The sequence below is a fragment of the Kribbella sp. NPDC049227 genome (assembly GCF_043197265.1).
In the GTDB taxonomy this organism is placed as follows: Bacteria; Actinomycetota; Actinomycetes; order Propionibacteriales; family Kribbellaceae; genus Kribbella.
In genome coordinates, this window is the sequence record NZ_JBICST010000004.1 from 402,998 (window position 1) to 421,773 (window position 18,776).

Annotated in this window: 22 protein-coding genes; 12 read left to right on the plus strand and 10 right to left on the minus strand. The window is 68.6% G+C overall.

Annotated elements, in window-relative coordinates; all coding sequences use genetic code 11:
• Positions 1-9: 9 nt before the first annotated feature.
• Together ACGFH6_RS19695 and ACGFH6_RS19700 are read left to right on the plus strand one after the other, a co-directional pair.
• On the plus strand, positions 10-591 hold the full coding sequence (locus ACGFH6_RS19695) for a MarR family transcriptional regulator (protein WP_393385542.1): 582 nt from the start codon (positions 10-12) through the stop codon (positions 589-591).
• A gap of 74 nt (positions 592-665) precedes the next feature.
• Positions 666-1,031: a VOC family protein gene (locus ACGFH6_RS19700; protein WP_393385544.1), complete on the plus strand. Its 366-nt coding sequence runs from the start codon at positions 666-668 to the stop codon at positions 1,029-1,031.
• On the opposite strand, the gene ACGFH6_RS19705 is transcribed toward ACGFH6_RS19700, so the two are convergent.
• Both ACGFH6_RS19705 and ACGFH6_RS19710 read right to left on the minus strand, forming a co-directional pair.
• On the minus strand, positions 1,022-1,837 hold the full coding sequence (locus ACGFH6_RS19705; RefSeq protein ID WP_393385546.1) for a DUF3152 domain-containing protein: 816 nt from the start codon (positions 1,835-1,837) through the stop codon (positions 1,022-1,024). The genes ACGFH6_RS19700 and ACGFH6_RS19705 overlap by 10 nt on opposite strands.
• A gap of 118 nt (positions 1,838-1,955) precedes the next feature.
• Positions 1,956-2,438, minus strand: coding sequence for a GNAT family N-acetyltransferase (locus ACGFH6_RS19710; protein ID WP_393385548.1), 483 nt, complete (start codon positions 2,436-2,438; stop codon positions 1,956-1,958).
• Between the two features lie 104 nt (positions 2,439-2,542).
• Here ACGFH6_RS19710 and ACGFH6_RS19715 point away from each other — a divergent pair, with 104 nt between their 5' ends.
• On the plus strand, positions 2,543-4,060 hold the full coding sequence (locus tag ACGFH6_RS19715; RefSeq protein ID WP_393385550.1) for an LCP family protein: 1,518 nt from the start codon (positions 2,543-2,545) through the stop codon (positions 4,058-4,060).
• Positions 4,061-4,070: 10 nt separating this feature from the next.
• Here ACGFH6_RS19715 and ACGFH6_RS19720 read toward each other — a convergent pair whose 3' ends face one another.
• Positions 4,071-4,838, minus strand: a complete 768-nt coding sequence (locus ACGFH6_RS19720; RefSeq protein ID WP_131511824.1) for an SDR family NAD(P)-dependent oxidoreductase — start codon at positions 4,836-4,838, stop codon at positions 4,071-4,073.
• Between the two features lie 10 nt (positions 4,839-4,848).
• Complete coding sequence (locus ACGFH6_RS19725; protein WP_393385552.1) at positions 4,849-5,457, minus strand: TetR/AcrR family transcriptional regulator; 609 nt, start codon at positions 5,455-5,457, stop codon at positions 4,849-4,851.
• A 73-nt stretch (positions 5,458-5,530) separates the two neighbouring features.
• Between ACGFH6_RS19725 and ACGFH6_RS19730 the strand changes: the two genes are divergently transcribed.
• Positions 5,531-6,403, plus strand: a complete 873-nt coding sequence (locus ACGFH6_RS19730; RefSeq protein ID WP_393385553.1) for a virginiamycin B lyase — start codon at positions 5,531-5,533, stop codon at positions 6,401-6,403.
• Here the strand turns inward: ACGFH6_RS19730 and ACGFH6_RS19735 are convergent.
• Entirely contained in the window at positions 6,385-7,293 is a 909-nt protein-coding gene (locus ACGFH6_RS19735) for a UbiA prenyltransferase family protein (protein WP_393385554.1), read from the minus strand. The two genes, ACGFH6_RS19730 and ACGFH6_RS19735, sit on opposite strands and share 19 nt — an antisense overlap.
• A gap of 164 nt (positions 7,294-7,457) precedes the next feature.
• Between ACGFH6_RS19735 and pip the strand changes: the two genes are divergently transcribed.
• From pip to ACGFH6_RS19750, 3 genes are all read left to right on the plus strand, one after another.
• Entirely contained in the window at positions 7,458-8,438 is a 981-nt protein-coding gene (pip, locus tag ACGFH6_RS19740; RefSeq protein ID WP_393385555.1) for a prolyl aminopeptidase, read from the plus strand.
• A gap of 46 nt (positions 8,439-8,484) precedes the next feature.
• Positions 8,485-9,294: a phytanoyl-CoA dioxygenase family protein gene (locus tag ACGFH6_RS19745; protein WP_393385558.1), complete on the plus strand. Its 810-nt coding sequence runs from the start codon at positions 8,485-8,487 to the stop codon at positions 9,292-9,294.
• Positions 9,295-9,363: 69 nt separating this feature from the next.
• Positions 9,364-10,089 carry a cupin domain-containing protein gene (locus ACGFH6_RS19750; RefSeq protein ID WP_393385561.1) on the plus strand — a complete coding sequence of 242 codons (726 nt, stop codon included), beginning with the start codon at positions 9,364-9,366 and terminating at the stop codon, positions 10,087-10,089.
• On the opposite strand, the gene ACGFH6_RS19755 is transcribed toward ACGFH6_RS19750, so the two are convergent.
• Together ACGFH6_RS19755 and ACGFH6_RS19760 are read right to left on the minus strand one after the other, a co-directional pair.
• Positions 10,086-10,670, minus strand: a complete 585-nt coding sequence (locus ACGFH6_RS19755) for a YdeI family protein (protein ID WP_393385563.1) — start codon at positions 10,668-10,670, stop codon at positions 10,086-10,088. The two genes, ACGFH6_RS19750 and ACGFH6_RS19755, sit on opposite strands and share 4 nt — an antisense overlap.
• A complete protein-coding gene (locus ACGFH6_RS19760; protein WP_393385565.1) occupies positions 10,667-11,632 on the minus strand; it encodes a helix-turn-helix transcriptional regulator in 966 nt (321 codons plus the stop codon). Before ACGFH6_RS19760 ends, ACGFH6_RS19755 begins: the two co-directional genes overlap by 4 nt.
• An 88-nt stretch (positions 11,633-11,720) precedes the next feature.
• Here ACGFH6_RS19760 and ACGFH6_RS19765 point away from each other — a divergent pair, with 88 nt between their 5' ends.
• From ACGFH6_RS19765 to ACGFH6_RS19775, 3 genes are all read left to right on the plus strand, one after another.
• Positions 11,721-12,692 (plus strand): ATP-binding cassette domain-containing protein, encoded by a 972-nt coding sequence (locus ACGFH6_RS19765; protein WP_393385568.1) that lies wholly within the window; start codon positions 11,721-11,723, stop codon positions 12,690-12,692.
• Positions 12,692-13,507: an ABC transporter permease gene (locus ACGFH6_RS19770; protein ID WP_393385571.1), complete on the plus strand. Its 816-nt coding sequence runs from the start codon at positions 12,692-12,694 to the stop codon at positions 13,505-13,507. Before ACGFH6_RS19765 ends, ACGFH6_RS19770 begins: the two co-directional genes overlap by 1 nt.
• Positions 13,508-13,610: 103 nt before the next feature.
• A complete protein-coding gene (locus ACGFH6_RS19775) occupies positions 13,611-14,768 on the plus strand; it encodes a hypothetical protein (protein ID WP_393385574.1) in 1,158 nt (385 codons plus the stop codon).
• 91 nt (positions 14,769-14,859) lie between these two features.
• Here the strand turns inward: ACGFH6_RS19775 and ACGFH6_RS19780 are convergent, their stop codons facing one another.
• The gene (locus tag ACGFH6_RS19780) at positions 14,860-15,705 is read right to left on the minus strand and encodes an NAD(P)H-binding protein (RefSeq protein ID WP_393385576.1); all 846 of its coding nucleotides are present in this window, start codon (positions 15,703-15,705) and stop codon (positions 14,860-14,862) included.
• A gap of 90 nt (positions 15,706-15,795) precedes the next feature.
• On the opposite strand from ACGFH6_RS19780, the gene ACGFH6_RS19785 reads away from it, so the two are divergent.
• On the plus strand, positions 15,796-16,728 hold the full coding sequence (locus tag ACGFH6_RS19785; RefSeq protein ID WP_393385579.1) for an AraC family transcriptional regulator: 933 nt from the start codon (positions 15,796-15,798) through the stop codon (positions 16,726-16,728).
• 1 nt (position 16,729) lies between these two features.
• Here ACGFH6_RS19785 and ACGFH6_RS19790 read toward each other — a convergent pair whose 3' ends face one another.
• Positions 16,730-17,419 carry a dienelactone hydrolase family protein gene (locus ACGFH6_RS19790; RefSeq protein ID WP_393385582.1) on the minus strand — a complete coding sequence of 230 codons (690 nt, stop codon included), beginning with the start codon at positions 17,417-17,419 and terminating at the stop codon, positions 16,730-16,732.
• A 38-nt stretch (positions 17,420-17,457) separates the two neighbouring features.
• Complete coding sequence (locus tag ACGFH6_RS19795) at positions 17,458-18,303, minus strand: phosphotransferase enzyme family protein (protein ID WP_393385585.1); 846 nt, start codon at positions 18,301-18,303, stop codon at positions 17,458-17,460.
• Between the two features lie 99 nt (positions 18,304-18,402).
• On the opposite strand from ACGFH6_RS19795, the gene ACGFH6_RS19800 reads away from it, so the two are divergent.
• Complete coding sequence (locus tag ACGFH6_RS19800) at positions 18,403-18,774, plus strand: hypothetical protein (protein ID WP_393385588.1); 372 nt, start codon at positions 18,403-18,405, stop codon at positions 18,772-18,774.
• Positions 18,775-18,776 lie beyond the last annotated feature (2 nt).

Sequence of the window (18,776 nt, forward strand, 5' to 3'; positions counted from 1 at the left end):
GCTGGAGACGTGACCATCGAAGACGCTGGAACGAAGGCACTGGCGGTCCCTGAAAGAGTGGCCGACGGAGTCGTGCAACCATCCGATCGGGTCCAACCCAACGGCCTCGAGGCTGTCCAGACCGAGCACTTGATCGGCAATGTCGGCGACGCGCTCCGTCTGCTCGACGCGGTCGAGCGAGTCCGCGGCCACGCGCACCCACTCATCCTCGGCCTGCAGGACGCGGTCGGGATGAAGATGCCGGCCGCGCTGATGCTGAACGCGATCGCGAACGGCCGCCGCACCGCCGGCGAAGTCGCAGATCAGGTCGGGACGACGCCCGGCGAGGCGGAGCTGGCGATCGCCGAGCTCGAGGCCCTCGGCATGGTCCGGACCACCCCGCGGCTCACGGTGACGTCGCTGGGTCAGGCGCGGCTGTCACAGCTCGACGGCCTGACGGTCCGCGTTCTCGACGTGATCACAGGGATTCTCGGCCCGACCGACGCGGCCCACCTGGTCCGTCTCCTGCACACCGTTGCCGACGGCCTCGAATCCGCCGCGGTCACGGCCACCGTCACGCAGGCGATCCCACAGGTGGCTCTGCACAACTGAGTTCGCCGCGGTGTCGAAGAGCCGTCGACAGCCTCGACGTACCTGATATCAGGAAGTCGACCAGGAGGTTCGAGATGTTCAAGGACACCAAGGCGTTCAGCGGGTTCTCCGTGGACGACATCGCGACCGCGAAGGAGTTCTACGGAAATACGCTGGGTCTGACCGTCGGCGAGGAGAACGGGATGCTGCAGCTGCGGATCTCAGGCGGTATCCCGATCCTCGTCTACCCGAAGCAGGATCACGTGCCGGCCGAGTACACCGTCCTCAACTTCCCCGTCGAGGACATCACGTCGACCGCGCGTGAGCTGACGGATCGCGGCGTGACGTTCGAGCGGTACAACGACGACCAGGACGAACTCGGTGTCTACCGTGGCGTCGGCCCACTGATCGCCTGGTTCAAGGACCCGGCCGGAAACGTCTTGTCGATCATTCAGGAGTGAGGAATCGGGTCGTCGTACTGACCTAGGCGGCCCTTGTAGCGCACGCCGTTGAGGTACGGCCAGGCGTACGCCGTGCAGCCGTGGAGACCGAGGGTTTGCTGCTGCATGACCGGGGCCGGTTGGCCCGGGCGCGGGCAGAGTTCGTGGCCGCGGCCGAGCCGGTGCCCGGTCTCGTGGTTGATCATGTACTGCCGGTACGTCGTCAGCGATGCACCGAAGTCCGGTACGCCGTGCACCCAGCGGGCCACGTTGAGGACAACGCGGTCCCCGATCCGGCAACTGGTGTAGCGATCCGGCGCGGCACCGCAGATCGTGTCGCGCGTCTCCGGCGTGACCAGCATCAGCTTGAAGTCCGGCGTCTCGCCCGGCCCGACCTGCCGGAACCGCCATTGCCCCTGCGACGCCCAGCCTTGCGGAGCGCCGTACGTCGCCCGCACGAAGCGCGCCAGCTCAGCGCGATCGATCCCCGTGATGCCACCCTCGATCGCGATCTGGAACGTCAGCAAGGTCCCGGCCCGCCCGATCACCGCCGGATTCTCGGGCAGAACGGCGTACGACTGCGGCCCGCGCATCGGGTACCTGATCGCCGGCTTCGGCTTGGCCGGCACCGGCGTCTCACCAGGTGCAGCCGTTCTGGACAGTTGCGGTACGACGCCTTGCGCGGACGCCTGCGCGCTCTCGGCACCCGGCTTCGACGGGTAGCCGTGGCGGGCGAACGGGCTGGCCGGCAGCTCGTACAGGGCCCCGATCGCGACCACCACAGCGGCGGCGAGCCCGATCGTCCTGACAACACTCCAGCGGCGCATCCGGTGAGCTCCTCACGACACCCCGGCGGGCGTCTTCTCACTCTCCTCTTGCCACTGTGCCCCGAAACCCTTCTCATCCACAGGTGAAGCCAGATTCGCCGGATGATGCCGTGGCGGGTCAGCGGGTCAGGTGCAGACGCAGAGCCGGGTAGCGGGACTCGCTGAAGCCGAGTTCCCGGTAGAGCTCGATGCCCAGATCGGTCGCGTTCAGCTCAACCACGCCCACAGGGGTCTCGTCGCGGAACCAGTCCATCAGCGCGCCGACGCACGCCCGCGCCAGGCCTCGGCGCCGGAAGTCCGGCTCGGTGCTGACGTTGTACAGGTGACCGCGGTACGTAGTGAGGTCCTTGGGGCCCGGCGGGTGGACGAGTACGTCGCCCGCCGCGCCCGCGACCACGCCAACTGCCGGGTCGTCCACGACGTACGCCGCGAACGTGTCGGGGGCCGCGAGCCGCTCGGCGAACCAGGCCAGCGCGATCGGCCGCCAGGGAGCGTCCGGTCCGCCGATGTCGGTGCCCATCGCGGCGAGCATCAGTCCACGGAGCCGGACCAAGGCCTCCGCGTCGTCCGGCTTCGCCCTTCGTACCTGAATGTCGGTCACCTGGAAGATCATGCCAACTTTTTGCCGCCCGGGTGAATCGAAGGAAGTGGACGCGCACCGGGGACGCGTCCACCTGTCCTGCCGTCGACCGCCGAGTGGAGCCCATGTCCTCGAGCAGCAGAGCCCGCCGCGCCTCTGGCTCCACCCGCGCCCGGAGAGCAAGGCCCCGCCGGCACACCTCGGTCGCCGCTGCCTGTCTGGCGGTCCTCGGGGCGCTTCTCCCGGGGACGGCGTACCTGGTCGCCCGCCGGGTCCGCCTCGGTACCGCCGTGACGATGCTCAGCCTCGCCGGGTACGCCGCAGCGGCGTACGTCGGCCTGAAGCGCCGGGACGACGTGATCGCGTGGGCCCTCGACCCGACCCTGCTGCTGTGGATGGTCGCCGGCCTGGCCGCGGTCGCGCTCCTGTGGGTCGTCGTCCTGATCACGTCGTACAAGATGTTGCGCCCGCTGGCCGCGGGGCCCGGTGCGCGGATGTTCGGGTCGCTGGTGATCGGGCTGGTGTGCTTCGGGATGGCGGCCAGTACGGCGATGGGCGCGGAGACCCTGATGGCGCAGCGCAGCCTGGTCCAGAAGGTGTTCGGCGGGGAGGAGTCGAAGAGCCAGACCCGGCCGACGATCACCGCGAAGAAGAACGTTTGGGACCAGTTCCCGCGGCTGAACGTGCTGCTGCTCGGCGCGGACGACGGCGCGGACCGGGACGGCGCGCGGACCGACACCGTCATCGTGGCCAGCATCGACACCAAGACCGGTGACACCGCCCTGATCTCGCTGACGCGAAACTTCATGCGGATGCCGTTCCCGGCCGACTCACCGCTGCACGAGAAGTATCCGACCGGGTTCTGGGATCCGCGGAAGGGCGACAGCGAGCAGTCGGACTACTACCTGGACGCGATGTACCGGATGATCCCGCAGAAGTACCCCGGCATCCTCGGCCCGTCGGACAACGAGGGCGCCGACGTGCTCAAGCTGTCGGTGGGTGAGGCGGTCGGGCTGAAGCTGCACTACTACGTGCAGATCAACGTCATCGGGTTCTCGCAACTCGTGCAGGCGCTCGGTGGGATCAAGGTCAACATCAACTACCCGGTCCCGGTCGGGGGCGACGACGACAAGAAGATCCCGCCGAGCCGCTACCTGCAGCCCGGGCCGGACCGGGAGCTGAACGGCTTCGACGCGATGTGGTTCGCCCGCGGCCGCTACCGGGTGCCCGGCGCGGACCTGGCCCGGCAGGCCCGGCAGCGCTGCACGATCAAGGCGATCGTCGAGCGTGCGACCCCGCAGAACGTGCTCGCCAACTACCAGTCGATCGCGAAGGCCGGCGAGCAACTGATCCGGACCGACATTCCGCAGAACCTGCTGCCGCAGTTCGTCACCCTCGGCCAGCGGGTGAAGTCGGCGAAGATCACCAACATCGACCTGGACAAGAAGAAGAACTTCCCGAACGGGCGCAACCCGAACTACGCGGGGATGCGCGAGATCATCAAGCGCGCCCTGAACCCGGCAGCGGCCCCCAAGCCGCACCCGACGACGGCACCTACTCGCAAGCCGACCGGCAAGCCGACGACCACCAAGACCACTCCTGGGGACCTGGCGGACGACTGCGCCTACCACCCGACCAACTGAGGGCCGGGGGTCAGGCGTAGCGGACGCCGAGGCCGCCGTCGACGGCCCAGTTGGCGCCGGTGACGAAGGCGGCGGCTTCGGAGGCCAGGAAGCAGACCACCTCCGCGACGTTCTCCGGCGTACCGATCCGGCCGAGCGGGTGGACGCCGAGCGCCTTCTCGCGTTCGCCCGGGATCGTGTCGAAGAACTCCTCGAGCAGGTCGGTGCCGATGTAGCCCGGGCTGACCGCGTTCACCCGGACGTTGTGCTCGGCAACATCCAGCGCGAGTGACCGGGTCATCCCGACCAGGCCGGACTTCGCCGCGGCGTACGGGAACATCCCCGCGGTGGTCAGCTGCGAGTGGATCGACGCGATGTTGACGATCGACCCGTGCCGGTTCGCGATCATTGCCGGGAGCACCTGTCGCGCCATCAGCCAGGCGCCCTTCAGGTCCACGTCGAACACGCTGTCCCACTCGTCCACGGTCATCTTGGTCGCGTCGGCGTACGCGTTCTTGCCGGCGTTGTTGACCAGCACGGTGACCGGCTGCCCGAGGTCGTTCGTCAGCTTGTCCACCGCGTGCCGTACGGAGGCCTCGTCGGTGATGTCCCCCACCGCGGCTGCGGCCTTCGCCCCGGACTCCTGCAACTCCGCGGTCGTTGCGGTCAACTGATCCGCCAGTACGTCGACCAGCCCCACGGCCGCGCCTTCGGCAGCCGCCTTCACCGCCACCGCTCGGCCGATCCCCCGAGCAGCCCCCGTTACCAGCACAACTTCGTTCGCCAACCGTCCAGTCAACACAGTCTCCTCACGCTCGCCCGTCCCCTGACCCTAATCCGCCCCGGGCGGACGCGGCGGCTACCTGCGCATAGTGGACAGCCATGGCCTGGCTCATGGGTTGTCGTAGGAGGACCAGTTGGTGGTAGAGCGGGGCGGTTGCGGTCATGACCACCTGGTGCGGGTCGGTTGACGAGGGAACCTCGCCTCGGGTGACGGCCCGGCGTACGACGGTCTCCGTGCGGGCGTAGCGGTCGGTCCAGAAGTGGGTGAGGGCTTCGGCGGCCTCCGGCGTACGGAAGGAGGCTGCGATCACCGCTTGGGTGACGGACGGACGGGCGGTGAGCGCGGCGAACACCTCGCGGTTGATCGCGATCAGATCGCCCTCGAGCGAGCCCGTGTCGGCAGGCGCCCAGGCATCATCCGCGCCGGCCTGGAGCAGATCGACGAGCAGGCCCGCAACGGTCTTCCACCGGCGATAGACAGTCGTCCGGTGGACGCCGGACCGCGCCGCGACCGCATCGATGGTCAACCCGTCGTACCCGTGCTCGGCCAACTCGACCTCGACCGCCGCGAGCACATCCGCCCGCACCCGCGCCGTACGTCCGCCCGGCCTGCTTGCGCGTGCCGCATCCGTCATGACACCATCTTAATGCAACATCAGTCGCATTAGTGAACACCGCCAGCGCCCCCCGATCTGAAGGTGATCTGCCTTGTCACTCACTGAGTTCACCGTCGCCGGCCCGAACGAGGGCCCGTACGGCGTCACCGTCGTCGACGGCGCGGTGTGGACGACACTGGTCCACGCCGGCGTGGTCGCGCGCCTTTCGCGACCCGCGGACCGGGCTCCTGGTGATCGGTTCGATCTCGATGCATCTGGTTCGCGGCCGAGTGTGATCGTGCCAGGACCTGATGGCGCCGTCTGGTTCACTCGGAACGGAGACGACCACATCGGCAAGATCGATGCTGAGGGCAACATCTCGGGGTTCGCGGCGGCCGGGGCGCCGTACGGCCTGTGTGTGGGACCGGACGGCGCCTTGTGGTGCACGTTGATGAACGCGGATCAGTTGGCCCGCATCACCGTCGACGGCGACGTCACGACGTACCCGATCGGAACCAGTGGCGGATTCCCGGCGATGATCACCGCCACCGACGACCTGTGGTTCACACTCAACCAAGGCAACGCGATCGGCCGGATGACCACGAGCGGCGAGGTCACGACCTATCCCCTGCCGACCGCGGCCGCAGGACCCGTGGGGATCAGCGCCGGACCCGACGCAGTGTGGTTCGTCGAGATCCTCGCCGACCGGGCCGGGCGGATCGCAACCGACGGGACGATCGAGGAGTTCCCACTCCCCGAAGGATCCAAGCCCCACGCGGTCGTGGCGACCGACGACGGCGGCTGCTGGATCACCTTGTGGGGTACGCATTCCCTGGCCCAACTCGATGCCAACGGCAACCTCATCACTCAGGTCCCGCTAGGCGACGGCTCCGAGCCGCACGGTCTGGCGGTCGACGCCGACGGCTCGGTCTGGACAGCGTTGGAGTCGGGCTCCCTCGCCCACTTTCAGAGGACGCCGGTGTAGGTCAGGGCGAACGTGCCACACGGGAGGAGGAACAGCGACGCGAGCACGATGATCCCCTTGAACGACTGCCGCGGACCGATCAGCTTCGGGTACGCCGCAACCAGGACCGGCACCATCACCAACTCCAACGGGAGCATGCTGCGCGGGATGATCGTTCCGGTCGCGGCCAGCACGACCGAGAGCGTTGCGGCCGCGATCCAGGCGCCGTACCCGATCAGGTACGTCGTCCGGGCGCCGAAGCGCACCGCGATCGTGTGATAGCCGGCGGCTCGGTCGGCATCCAGGTCGGCGAGAGTTGTTGGTAGGTAGAGGCCCACTGCGGCGAGGGTTCCCTGCAGGCCCATCAGCCACGGGAAGTCGCCGAGGTCGGGGTTGATCGCGGCCCAGCCGGCGAGCGGCCCGAACGCACCGAGGGCGAGGGCGTTGACCGCGACGTCGAAGCCGGCGCGAGTCTTCAGCCGGATCGGCGGGACGCTGTAGGCATACCCGAGGAGCACTGCCAGCAGGACCCCGAGCGCGAACACCATGCCGACATGCAGGCTGACCCCGACGGCCGCGACCGCGGCGGCGAACGCGAGACGCTTGGCCGCCCGCAGCGTGATCCGTCCGTCGAGGAGCGGGGACTTCGCCTTGCGCGGGTTGAGGCGATCGCTGGGCAGGTCGTAGGCGTCGTTCACAGCCAGCACCGCCAGCCACACCAGCGGCCCCATCACCACCGCACCGACAATCAGCCGAGGCCACTCCTCGAGCGGCGGCACCAGGCGGTGCGTCGCGAGCAGGATGCCCACGTAGTACGGAACCACCGACACTGCCCAGAAGGCCGGCCGGCCCACCGCGATGACATCGCGAACCCTGGGCCCGACCGTCCGAACCGCCACCGACGTGGTCACACCATCACTGTCCACCCACCCCGGCCCACCACACCTCCACCCGAGGAGTGAACCGCCTCACGCGCACGGGTGACTGTGGCGCATCCCACCTGCGTCTCCCGAAATCTGACAGTGCTGTTATGTTTGATGCAACAGCGCTGTTATATCTGGCCGGAGGAGCGTGCATGTATCCCGAGACGGAGCCGTACGACCAGGGGATGCTCGATGTCGGCGACGGGCACCGCGTCTACTGGGAGGTCTGCGGCAACCCGGACGGCAAGCCCGCGGTGGTGATCCACGGTGGCCCGGGGTCCGGCGCCGGCTCGTGGTGGCGGCGGTACTTCGACCCGACGAAGTACAAGGTCGTCCTGATGGACCAGCGGAACTGCGGCCGCAGTACGCCGGACGCAGCCGAGCCGGACGTGGACCTGAGCACCAACACGACCGCCCACCTGATCGCAGACCTCGAACAACTCCGCCAACAGCTCGGCATCGACAAGTGGCTGCTGCTCGGCGCTTCCTGGGGCGCGACACTCGGTCTCGCGTACGCCGAACAGCACCCGGAGTCGGTGTCCGAGATCGTGCTGTTCAGCGTCACGAACACGACCCGGCGTGAGGTCGAGTGGATCACCCGGGACATGGGCCGCGTCTTCCCCGAGGAATGGGAGAGGTTCCGCGACGTCGTTCCCGCGGACCAGCGGGACGGGAACCTGGCCCTCGCCTACAGCCGACTGCTGCACGACCCGGATCCCGCCGTCCGGGAGAAGGCCGCCCGAGCCTGGTGCGACTGGGAGGACACCCACATCGCGACACACCCGAACTACAAGCCGGACCCGCGGTACGACGACCCTGTCATCCGGATGCGGTTGGCCCGGCTCGTCACCCATTACTGGGGTCACGCGGCGTGGCTGGAGGAGGACGTGCTGGTTCGCGAGGCCGGGAAGCTGGCCGGCATTCCCGGGGTTCTGATCCACGGGCGGCTCGACATCAGCAGCCCGCCGGACATCGCCTGGCGGATGGCGCAGGCCTGGCCGGACGCGGAGCTTCACCTGCTCGAACAGGCCGGCCACGGCGCCGGCGGAGTGGGCATGCGGGAGCTGATCCTGGCAGCGCTGGACCGGTTCGCCGATCAGCGCCAGCACGCGCACGACAGGGCAAAGATTTGATCACTGATCTTTACAACGATTACTCACCCCGGAACCCTTGGGTGGCATGACTCTGACCCGCCCAGAGCTCGTGACCGACTACACCCTCAGCCGGTCCGACATCGCGCACTTCGCTGAGCACGGCTTCGTCAAGCTGAAGAACGTGCTCAGCCCCGAGACCATTGCGGCGTACGAGCCGGAGATCACCGGCAAGGTGATCGAACTGAACACCCAGGACCTCCCGCTGGACGAGCGCGACACCTACGGGAAGGCGTTCCTGCAGGTGATGAACCTGTGGCAGGACAGCGAACAGGTGCTGGACTTCGTCTCCTCACCGCGGCTGGCCCGGATCGCGGCGCAACTGCTGGGCGTCCAGTCGGTCCGGCTGTACCACGACCAGGCGCTCTACAAGGAGTCCGGCGGTGGCGTCACACCCTGGCATGCGGATCAGTACTACTGGCCGTTCGCGACCGACCGGTGCGTGACGGTGTGGGTGCCACTGCAGGAGACGCCGATGGAGATGGGCCCGCTGTCGTTCGCCGCGGGCAGCCACGTCTTCGAGCACGGCCGGGACCTGCCGATCAGCGACGAGTCCGAACAAGTCCTGCAGCAGGCGCTGGCCGAGCAGAACTTCGCTGAGGTCTCCGAGCCGTACGAGCTCGGCGAGGTCAGCTACCACCTCGGCTGGACCTTCCACCACGCGCCGCCGAACACGACCGACGTACCGCGGCGGGTGATGACGATCATCTACGTCGACGCCGCCATGGAGATCGCCCCGCCGGTCAACAGCTTCCAGGAGGCCGACCTCGCCACCTGGATGCCTGGCAACGAGCCCGGCGAGCCGATCTCCTCACCCCTGAACCCGGTTCTGTACTGACAGGTCGCCCGGGAGCCGGCCGGACAAAAGCGCGTGCACTCTGTACCTATTGGTATGTACGATCTCGGCATGGACATCGATCGCCCACCGTTTCCCCGCACCGTCGCCTCCGACGCCTGGATCACCGGCGAGGCCTGGATCGAGAGCGTCGTACGACCCGGCCCGGCGCCGTCGACGCAGATCGACAGCGTCACGTTCGCCCCGGGCGCGCGCACCCGCTGGCATCGCCACGACGGTGAGCAGGTGCTGGTCGTGACCGCGGGCATCGGTCTGGTCCAGCGCAAGGGCGGCCCGGTGGAGGCGATCCGGACCGGCGATCGCGTCCGGATCAAGCCCGGCGAGTGGCACTGGCACGGCGCCAGGACGACGTCCTCGATGACCCATCTGGCGATCGAGCACCTCCCGCACGAGGGCGAGTGCGCCGAGTTCGGCGAGAGGGTCGGGACGCTGCCTGGCGAGCCGGAAGTGGCAGCCGTGAGCCGAGCCGTCGTGCTCGACCAGGAACTGCCGGACGATCTCGCCGTACGGCGGGTCGAGGTTCGCCGGATCACCATCGAGCCGAACGGCGTGGCAGGCGCGCACGTCCACAACGGACCGGTGTTCGGCAGCATCGAGACCGGCTCGGTCAAGTACCAGGTCGGCGACGACGATCCGCGCATTCTCCAGCCGGGCGACGTGTTCTACGAGCCGGCGAGTGACCGCATCTCCCACTTCGACGGCCAAGAGCAGGGGGTGACGTTCCTGGCCTACTTCCCGCTCACCAAAGGCCAGGACGCGACACTCGACATGCTCTAAAGCGTCCGCTTCTGGGGATAGATCGTCTCGCCACGCGCCAACTGCTCGACGTACAGCGCGATCCGCTTCGCCCTGGTGTCGGCCCGCTTCGCCTCGTTGACCCGGTGGACGACCGCGAAGCGGTTCGCACTGGTGAGGATCTCGAACATCGCTTGGGCCTGCGGCTCCGCGGCCAATGCCTCGGCCAGGTCCGTGGGGATCTCCAGCGCACTCGAGCCGCCGTACGCCTTGTCCCAGCGCCCGTCCGCCCTGGCTCGCTCGACCTCGGCGCGGCCGGCCGGAAGCATCCGGCCCTCGCTTTCCATCCGGGCGACGAGGCCGACGTTCCGCTGCGACCACAGGCTGCGCGACCGCCGCGGCGTGTAGCGCTGGATGAACGTGTGCTGGTCGCGACTCTTGCGCTGACCGTCGATCCAGCCGTGGCACAGCGCCTCCTCGAGCGCCTGGTCGTAGGTGAGGCTCGTCGGCGTGGTCACGTTCTTCTTCGCCAGCACCAGCCAGACGCCGTCGGGCTCACGATGGTGCTCGGCGAGCCAGTCGTGCCAGCCGGCCGCGTCCGCGACGATCAGCTCGGCCGTCATGAGGCGGCCGCGGTGTAGCGGGCGGCGAGGTGGTGGGCGGCGTCGATCAGCTCGGCCGGGCCGACGAACTCGAGGTCGCACTCGAACATGCCGAAGGTCGCCGCCAGTCCGGTCCACGACCAACTGCTCAGGGTCAGCCGGCAACTCGACGCCGTGACCTCCTCGACGATCGCCCCACCGCCGGCCCACTGGACGATGTCGGACGCCTTCGCCTGCAGGATCGCCTCGCCCGTGCACGGCAACTGACCCCGGCCCTTGAACTTGCCGGAGATGTACGTCGCGACGTCCGGCGCGGGCAGCTCACGCGGCGTGAACCGCGGACCGGTCGGCGTCTTCGGCGTCATCCGATCCACCCGGAACGTCCGCCAGTCCTTCCGGCCGAGATCCCAGCCGACCATGTACCACCGCCCACCCCACGTCACGAGATGATGCGGCTCGACCTTCCGGGGCGGGACGAACTCGTCCGACGCACCCGGTGAGGCGTAGTCGAAGCGCAGTACCTCGTGCGCCCGGACCGCCATGCCGACCGCGATCAGCTGGTCCGAGTCGACCGCCGTACGACGTCTGTCGGCGTACTTGTCGACCGTCGTGACCTGGAGTGCGTCGACGCGTTGGCGCAACCGGGCCGGCATCACCTGGCGGACCGTGGCGAGCGCGCGCAACGCGCCCTCCTCGATCCCGGTGACCGTGGTGGTCGCGGTCTGCAGGGCGACCGCGACCGCGATCGCCTGATCGTCGTCGAACAGCAGCGGCGGCAGGTCCGCCCCCGCATCGAGGCGGTAGCCGCCGTCCGGTCCCTTGGACGCGCGCACGGGGTAGCCGAGGTCGCGCAACCGGTCGACGTCGCGGCGGACCGTACGCGGGCTGACCTCGAGTCGTTCGGCCAGCAGCGCGCCCGGCCAGTCGCGGCGGGCCTGCAGCAGGGACAGCAGCGAGAGGAGTCGGGCCGAGGTTTCGGACATGACTCCAGATTGCCAGTAGTAGCGGCCACAACCTGTCCGCTACTGCTGGAAATGTCTGAGGCATCAAGCCAAGACCGAAGGAGACATCGTGATCAGCACCCGACAGCTCACCCGCGACTTCGTGGTGAGCCGTACCGAGACAGTGCACGCGGTCCGCGGCATCAGCCTGGACGTCGAGCCCGGCGAACTGGTCGCCGTCCTCGGCCCGAACGGCGCCGGCAAGACCACCACGCTGCGGATGCTCACCACCCTGATCACCCCGACGTCGGGGACGGCGACGGTCGCCGGGTACGACGTGACCGCGCAGCCCGGCCAGGTACGCCGCCGGATCGGGTACGTCGGCCAGGGCAACGGCGCGGGCCACAACCAGCGGGCCGGCGACGAACTGGTCGGTCAAGGCGTCATCTACGGACTCGACCGGCCTGCCGCCAGGCGTCGTACCGGCGAACTGCTGGAAGCGCTCGAGCTGACCGAACTCGCCGGCCGCAAGGTGTCCGAACTGTCCGGAGGCCAGCGTCGCCGGCTCGATGTCGCGATGGGACTCGTTCATGCGCCGAAACTGCTGTTCCTGGACGAGCCGTCGACCGGTCTCGACCCACAGAACCGCGCGAACCTGTGGGACCACATCCTGCGGATGCGCGAGCAGTACTCGATGACGATCGTGCTGACCACGCACTACCTGGACGAGGCCGACTCGATGGCCGAGCGGGTGGTCGTGGTCGACCACGGCGAGGTGATCGCGGACGACACCGCCAACGCCCTCAAGGCCAAGCTGGCCGGCGACCGGCTCGCCATCACCGTTGCCCCAAGCAACCTTTCGAAGCTGGCCGAGCTGGCCGAGAAGTTGCCCGGTGCCCGTGAAGTGGTTGCCGTCGGCGACGAGCTCAGTGTCCGGGTCGCGGACGGACCGGCAGCGCTGCCCGAACTGATCACAGCAGCCCAGCAGTACGGCGTACCGATCGCGGCGGCGCAGGTGCATCGCCCGACCCTCGATGACGTGTTCCTCAACCTCACCGGCCGCAGCCTGCGCGAAGCCGAGACCAACGGAAAGGCCGCCTGATGACCACGCTCACCCTGTCCACCGTCGACCTCGCCGCGACTCAGGACCAGCCGGCGCGCAGCCTGGTGCGCGATATCCGGATCGTCATGACACGCGAACTCAAGCCGGTGCTGCGAGATCCGTTCTCCTTGTTGTTCGGGATGATCCAGCCGCTGGTGTTCCTGGTCCTGTTCGGGCCGTTGCTGTCCGGGTCGATGGGCGGTACGTTCGGCGACGGCGTCTGGCAGTGGTTCGTGCCGTCGATCCTGGTGATGACGACGCTGTTCGGTACCTCGACCACCGGCGCGAACCTGCTGTTCGAGTTCCAGACCGGCGCGCACGAACGGATGCTGGTCACGCCGCTGTCGCGGTCGTCGTTGCTGATCGGCCGGGCACTGAAGGAGATGGTGCCGCTGTTCGGCCAGGCGGTCATCGTGATCGCGGTGATGACGCCGTTCGCGTTCGACCTGCACCTCGGTGGCGCGGTGGTCGGGATGGCGCTGCTGGCGGTGTTCGGGATCGGGCTGGGCGCGTTCAGCTACGCACTGGCGATCGCGGTCCGCAAGCAGGACTGGATGTTCTGGGTGGTGCAGCAGACGTTCCTGTTCCCGGTGATGATCCTGTCCGGGATGTTGCTGCCGCTGGAGACCGGGCCGGGCTGGATGAAGGTCGCTGCGAAGTTCGACCCGCTCTCGTACGTCGTCGACGCGGAACGGGCACTGTTCTCCGGCGACGTACTGACCACCGCGGTGCTGTGGGGCTGGGTCGCCGCGATCGTGACCGCCGCCGTTGGGCTGACCGTCGGCATCCGGTCGATGCTCCGCTCGGCCGGCTGATCCAGGCTGGCCCAATTGGGTCAGTGACCCGGCTGGGCCGCGCAAACCTCAGCGGATCACCTACGGTAGCGGGCAGATCACCCACCGCCCACAAGGAGATCTGATGAGGCCCCGCCCTGCGCTTCTGACCATGTTCAGTTCCCTGGCCGTCGCCGCGCTCGCCGCCACGAGCGCGGCGGCCGCCGTACCTCCCTCGCCCGACGGAGCCCGCGCCCCGGCTGTCCAGGCCGCGACCGACACCGACGGCGACGCCCTCCCCGACACCTGGGAGACGAACGGGTACGACGCCAACGGCGACGGCGTGGTCGACGTCGACCTGCCCGCGATGGGCGCGACGCCGAACAAGAAGGACCTGTTCGTCGAGATGGACTACATGGACGGCCGGCTCGCCAGTGCGGCGGCGCTCGACCGGATCGTGCAGGTCTACGCCACCGCCCCGGTCGGCAACCCGGACGGCAGCACCGGCATCCGGGTCCACCTCGACGCCGGATCCGCCCGCGGAACGAAGTACGACCTCGGCGGCGGCAACCAGGTCCCGTACGACGCCGACCTCAACCCGTCGGCCACCCAGACCAACGCGATCAAGGCCGCCAACTTCGCCTCGGTGCGGAAGGCCGTCTTCTACTACATGATCTGGGGCGACAGCTACGACGGCGGCTGCAGCAGCGGCCAGGCCTTCAACATCCCGAACGACACGTTCATCGTCACGGTCGGCCCGAAGTGCAGCTGGAACGCGACCGACAACTACAACGTCGGCACGTTCGTGCACGAGTTCGGCCACAACATCGGCCTGAAGCACGGCGGCACCGACAACGTGAACTACAAGCCGAACTACCTGAGCGTGATGAACTACTTCTTCCAGCTCGGCGGCGTTCTGAAGTCCGACGGGAGCCTGTACTGGGGCTACTCGAACGTCGCCCCGCCGGCACTGAACGAGGCCAGCCTGAAGGAGTCCGCCGGCCTCGGTAGCTCCGCGTCGGCCTTCAAGACGATGTGGAAGTGCCCGAACGGTTCCAACCGTACGACGTCCGGCGCGGCCAGCGGCCCGATCGACTGGAACTGCGACGGTGACACCGCGGACACCACCGCGGCCGACATCAACGACGACAACGCCACGACGTCGCTGACCGCCCAGAACAACTGGGCCAGCCTGATCTTCGGCGGCGGGGCCGTCGGTGGAGGCACCACGGTCCAGCCCAAGGCCGGCACGGGCGAGATCAAGGAACTCACTCACGACGAGTGGACCGCGATGCAGCACTGACCCGGACCGCCAGCACTCCACAACTGACTTCGCAGGTGGTCGCCTGAGCGTGCGATCACCCGCGAAGCATCGATTGTGGAGTGCTGGCGGTTCACTCCGCCCAGACGCCGGTCGCCGCGGTCTCGCGAGCCCAGTCGGCGAAGTCTCGCGGCGGCCGGCCGAGAACCTGCTGGACTCCGTCCGAGACGTACTCCGAGCGGTGGTTGCGGATCACGGCGAACAGGTCGCGGACGGCCTCGGCGTCCTCCTGGGGCAGACCGTCCTCGCGGAGCTCCTCGACGTGGACGTCCGGCTCGATGTCGACGTAGTCGATCGGACGGCCGGTGGCGGCCGAGAGCTCGGCGGCGACCTCGGTCATGGTGAGCGGGCGCGGACCTGACACCGCGATCACCTGGCCGGTGTACGACTCGTCGAGCAATGCGGCGGTCATCACGTCGCCGACGTCGTTGGTGTCGATCCACGCCTCGCCACCAGTGCCCGCGGAGACGCGGATCTCGCTGGCCTGGACGTGGTACCGGAGGAAGTCCTCGCTGAAGCCCTGCGCGAACCAGGCCGGCTGGACGATGGTCCAGTCCGCGCCGCTCGCCTGCACCGCGTGCTCCAGGTCGAGCTGACCGTCGTACACGGCGAAGTCGCGGCCGGGGCTGCCGACGCCGCGGCCGGACAGCAGGACCACGCGGCGCAGACCTTGGGCCGCAGCCTCCTTGATGAACCGGCCGGCCTGCGCGAGTCCGGTCGGCCCGACCGGCGGCGCCAGGTACGCCGTGCCGGCGCCGGCGATCGTTTCCGGCCAAGTGCTGTCGTCGTACCAGTCGAAGCGCTGCTCGCTCGACCGGGACGCCAGCCGGTACGGGACGCCGCGGGTCTCGAGCTGCTCGACGACGCGGCGGCCAGTCTTGCCCTTACCACCCAGGATGAGAATCGGTGTCGTTGTCATGGCTCTAGTTCAGCCGGATTCGATGAGACGAACCATGGTTGTTCGGCGCAATTTGATGTCCGAGGCGCTCACATGGCGTACGCTGCGGACATGGACGTGCTCGATGACCTGCTGGCCGGGACCCGCGCCCGGGACGGCGTGTTCAACCTGACGATCCTGGATCCGCCGTGGGCGATCGAGATCCGGGACGAGGCGCCGCTGGCGCTGGCCACCCTGGTTCGCGGGTCGGGCTGGGTCACTCGCCACGGGATCGAGCCGATGCGGATGGACGAGGGAGATGTCGCGATCTTCACCGGATCATCGCCGTACGTCGTGGGCGACAGCGTCGAGACCGCGCCACAGTTGCGGATCCATCCCGGCGGCGTCTGCGAGCCGTTGCCCGGGGCACCGGTCGACTACTCCGCCCGGCTCGGGGTGCGGACGTACGGCAGTCGCGCGTCCGGCGCCGTCATGGTTGCCAGCGGCACCTACCAGTTGGCGGGTGACGTCAGTCGGCGACTCGTGACGGCGCTTCCGCCGGTGCTCGTCGTACCCGCCGCGGAGATCGCGGGTCCGGTGACGGAGATGGTGATCGGGGAGATCCAGCGGGACGCGCCTGGGCAGCAGAGTGTGCTGGACCGGTGGCTCGACCTTGCGCTGATCACCACCTTGCGAGCGTGGTTCGCGCGGCCGGAGTCCCAGGCGCCGGGGTGGTATCAGGCGCAGACCGATCCGGTGGCCGGTACGGCGCTGCGGTTGCTGCACGAGGATCCGGCGTACCCGTGGAATGTCACGGAGCTCGCGGATCGGGTCGGGGTGTCGCGGGCGTCGCTCGCGCGCCGGTTCACCGCACTCGTGGGCGAGGCGCCGATGAGCTACCTGACCGGGTGGAGGATCACGCTGGCGGCCGATCAGCTGCGCGCGACCAAGGACACCGTCGAGACGATCGCGCGACGGGTCGGGTACGCGAACGCGTTCGCTCTGAGTGTCGCCTTCAAACGCGTTCGCGGTACGACGCCAACCGCTCACCGCCGCGCGGCGTGAGTCAGCTCGTCGTTGTCCGCATGAAGGCGAGGGCCTGCGGCCACGCCAGCCGGTAGGCGGCGGCGTTGACCTCCTTGTCGTGACGCCCCTTGTCGGAGAAGCCGTGGTCCGCACCGGGGAAGTACTGCGCGAACGTCGCGCCCGTCGGCCTCGCCTGCAAGACGGTCTGCAGTGCTTCGAAGTCGGCATTCGGTACGGCGGCGTCCGCGCTCGGGTAGCTCACCAGCACCGGTGCCGCGATCCCAGTAGCCTCGGCGATCGCGTCGTACGTGTGATGCGGCGGTCGCTGCGACGGCACGGTCGGGTGGAAGGCGACGACGTTCGCCAGCCGGTGATCGCGCGCCGCCAGCAGGAGGGCGAACCGCCCGCCCAGGCAGTAGCCGATCACCCCGACCTTGCTGCACCCGAGCTCGCCGAACATGTAGTCGACCAGCGCGGCCTGCTCGGCGAGCGCCACCTCGTCGTCGAGCTCACCCGCCAACCCGCCGAGCTCCTCCCGCGTCGCGTTGTCGGTACTCCGTCCCTTGAACGGATCCCAGGCCAGCGCGGTGATGCCCTCGGCCGCGAGCTCGTCGGCCCACGCGCGGACCTGCTCACCGATCCCGGTGATCATCGGCAGCATCAACATCCCGGCCCGCCCCACCCGCGCGAGGTAAGCGTCCTGCTCGTCGACCGTCACAGTCACACCCATGCGCGCATCCTAAGGCGCATCGGTCCGGCCATGTCTGTTCAGACAGCGCAGTACGGGCGGAAGCGCTTGAGATCGCTGTCCAGCCTGGCGATTCGGTCGAACCCCCAGGTGTCGACGCCCGGGCGGTCGACGTCGTTGAGGACGCGGGCGGCCATGTCCCGGAGACCTCGGGCCAGGAGTGCGTACTCGAGGTGATCGAGGTCGAGGTCGTAGGCGCCGTACTCGTCGAGGAAGGATTCGAGCTCTGGTAGGTCCCCCGCGATCCACAGGTCGTGCTCCCGGGGGCCGATGACGGCCTGTTCCCAGTCGAGGATTGCCGCGACCTGACCGTCGTCGTCCAGGAGCAGGTTGTGCACGCCGAAGTCGAGGTGGCAGATGATCTCCGGCACCGTCTTGGCCCGCGCCCGCTCGATCGCGGCGTCCAGCCGGCGTACCGCCGCATCCACCTTGTCGCGCCGATCCACGATCCACGGGTGATCGAGCCGCTGGGCCAGCGTCCGGACGTGTCGCTCGTCCATGCTGGCGGGCGGCAGATCAACCCGGACGTCGAGCTCATGGAGCTGCCTCAGCGCCTGCGCGGTCGTCTGCCAATCGTCCACGGTCCCGACTCGACCGTGGACGTAAGGAAAGACGGCGTACGGCCGGCCCGCGCAGACCGCGTAGAGCTCGCCCGACACCGCCGGAATCGCCTCCGGCACCGGAAGACCGAGGGCCTGCAGCTCATGCAGCATCCTCAAGCCGGTCGGTACGCCCGGCTTCTTCCACATCTTGACGAACCAGGTGTCGTCCGCCACCCAGCAGTCACTCTCGAACCCACCCGCGTGCGGTCGCAGTCCGGAGACCACGACCCCATAGTCCCTCTCCAGATCCGCCACCAGCACCATGCCCCACAGCTTGCAGCCCCCACCCCCATCTGTCAGCCGACTTTCTCGCCACCTGAGGCCGTGGGAGCATGGACGTCATGCTCACCACACGAAAGGTCCATGCCGCGTAGGCGACCAGGACGGGTCCGCGCCGACGCCCACTTCCGGCTGCGCACCCACCCGACCGAAGTCATCAGGATCTCGAACCTCCCGGGCCTGTCTCCCCATGGACGCGCAGTTCTCGCGTACCTCGAGCACACCCGCCTCTGGCCCGGAGCCGCGGCAGACGCCCTGCGCATCTGGGAGCGCTTCGTCCGTTCCCCGTATCACCGCATCCACGACTACAGGTACGACGAGGGCTGCGGCGTGTGGGAATGCTGCCCCTCACTGATCGAGGTCCAGCAGATCCTCACCACCGTCGAACACAAGCTTCCACGCCGCGACGCCCGGCGCTTTCGTCGGCGGGTCAGGCGACTCGACGAGCTGTGGTGAGG

Coding starts and splice junctions, on each gene's coding strand:
- ACGFH6_RS19795 (WP_393385585.1), bottom strand. CDS start 18,303: ATGGTGCTGGTGGCGGATCTGGAGAGGGACTATGGGGTCGTGGTCTCC.
- ACGFH6_RS19785 (WP_393385579.1), top strand. CDS start 15,796: ATGGACGTGCTCGATGACCTGCTGGCCGGGACCCGCGCCCGGGACGGC.
- ACGFH6_RS19775 (WP_393385574.1), top strand. CDS start 13,611: ATGAGGCCCCGCCCTGCGCTTCTGACCATGTTCAGTTCCCTGGCCGTC.
- ACGFH6_RS19800 (WP_393385588.1), top strand. CDS start 18,403: ATGCCGCGTAGGCGACCAGGACGGGTCCGCGCCGACGCCCACTTCCGG.
- ACGFH6_RS19705 (WP_393385546.1), bottom strand. CDS start 1,837: ATGCGCCGCTGGAGTGTTGTCAGGACGATCGGGCTCGCCGCCGCTGTG.
- ACGFH6_RS19700 (WP_393385544.1), top strand. CDS start 666: ATGTTCAAGGACACCAAGGCGTTCAGCGGGTTCTCCGTGGACGACATC.
- ACGFH6_RS19755 (WP_393385563.1), bottom strand. CDS start 10,670: ATGACGGCCGAGCTGATCGTCGCGGACGCGGCCGGCTGGCACGACTGG.
- ACGFH6_RS19760 (WP_393385565.1), bottom strand. CDS start 11,632: ATGTCCGAAACCTCGGCCCGACTCCTCTCGCTGCTGTCCCTGCTGCAG.
- ACGFH6_RS19745 (WP_393385558.1), top strand. CDS start 8,485: ATGACTCTGACCCGCCCAGAGCTCGTGACCGACTACACCCTCAGCCGG.
- ACGFH6_RS19715 (WP_393385550.1), top strand. CDS start 2,543: ATGTCCTCGAGCAGCAGAGCCCGCCGCGCCTCTGGCTCCACCCGCGCC.
- pip (WP_393385555.1), top strand. CDS start 7,458: ATGTATCCCGAGACGGAGCCGTACGACCAGGGGATGCTCGATGTCGGC.
- ACGFH6_RS19790 (WP_393385582.1), bottom strand. CDS start 17,419: ATGGGTGTGACTGTGACGGTCGACGAGCAGGACGCTTACCTCGCGCGG.
- ACGFH6_RS19780 (WP_393385576.1), bottom strand. CDS start 15,705: ATGACAACGACACCGATTCTCATCCTGGGTGGTAAGGGCAAGACTGGC.
- ACGFH6_RS19750 (WP_393385561.1), top strand. CDS start 9,364: ATGGACATCGATCGCCCACCGTTTCCCCGCACCGTCGCCTCCGACGCC.
- ACGFH6_RS19770 (WP_393385571.1), top strand. CDS start 12,692: ATGACCACGCTCACCCTGTCCACCGTCGACCTCGCCGCGACTCAGGAC.
- ACGFH6_RS19725 (WP_393385552.1), bottom strand. CDS start 5,457: ATGACGGATGCGGCACGCGCAAGCAGGCCGGGCGGACGTACGGCGCGG.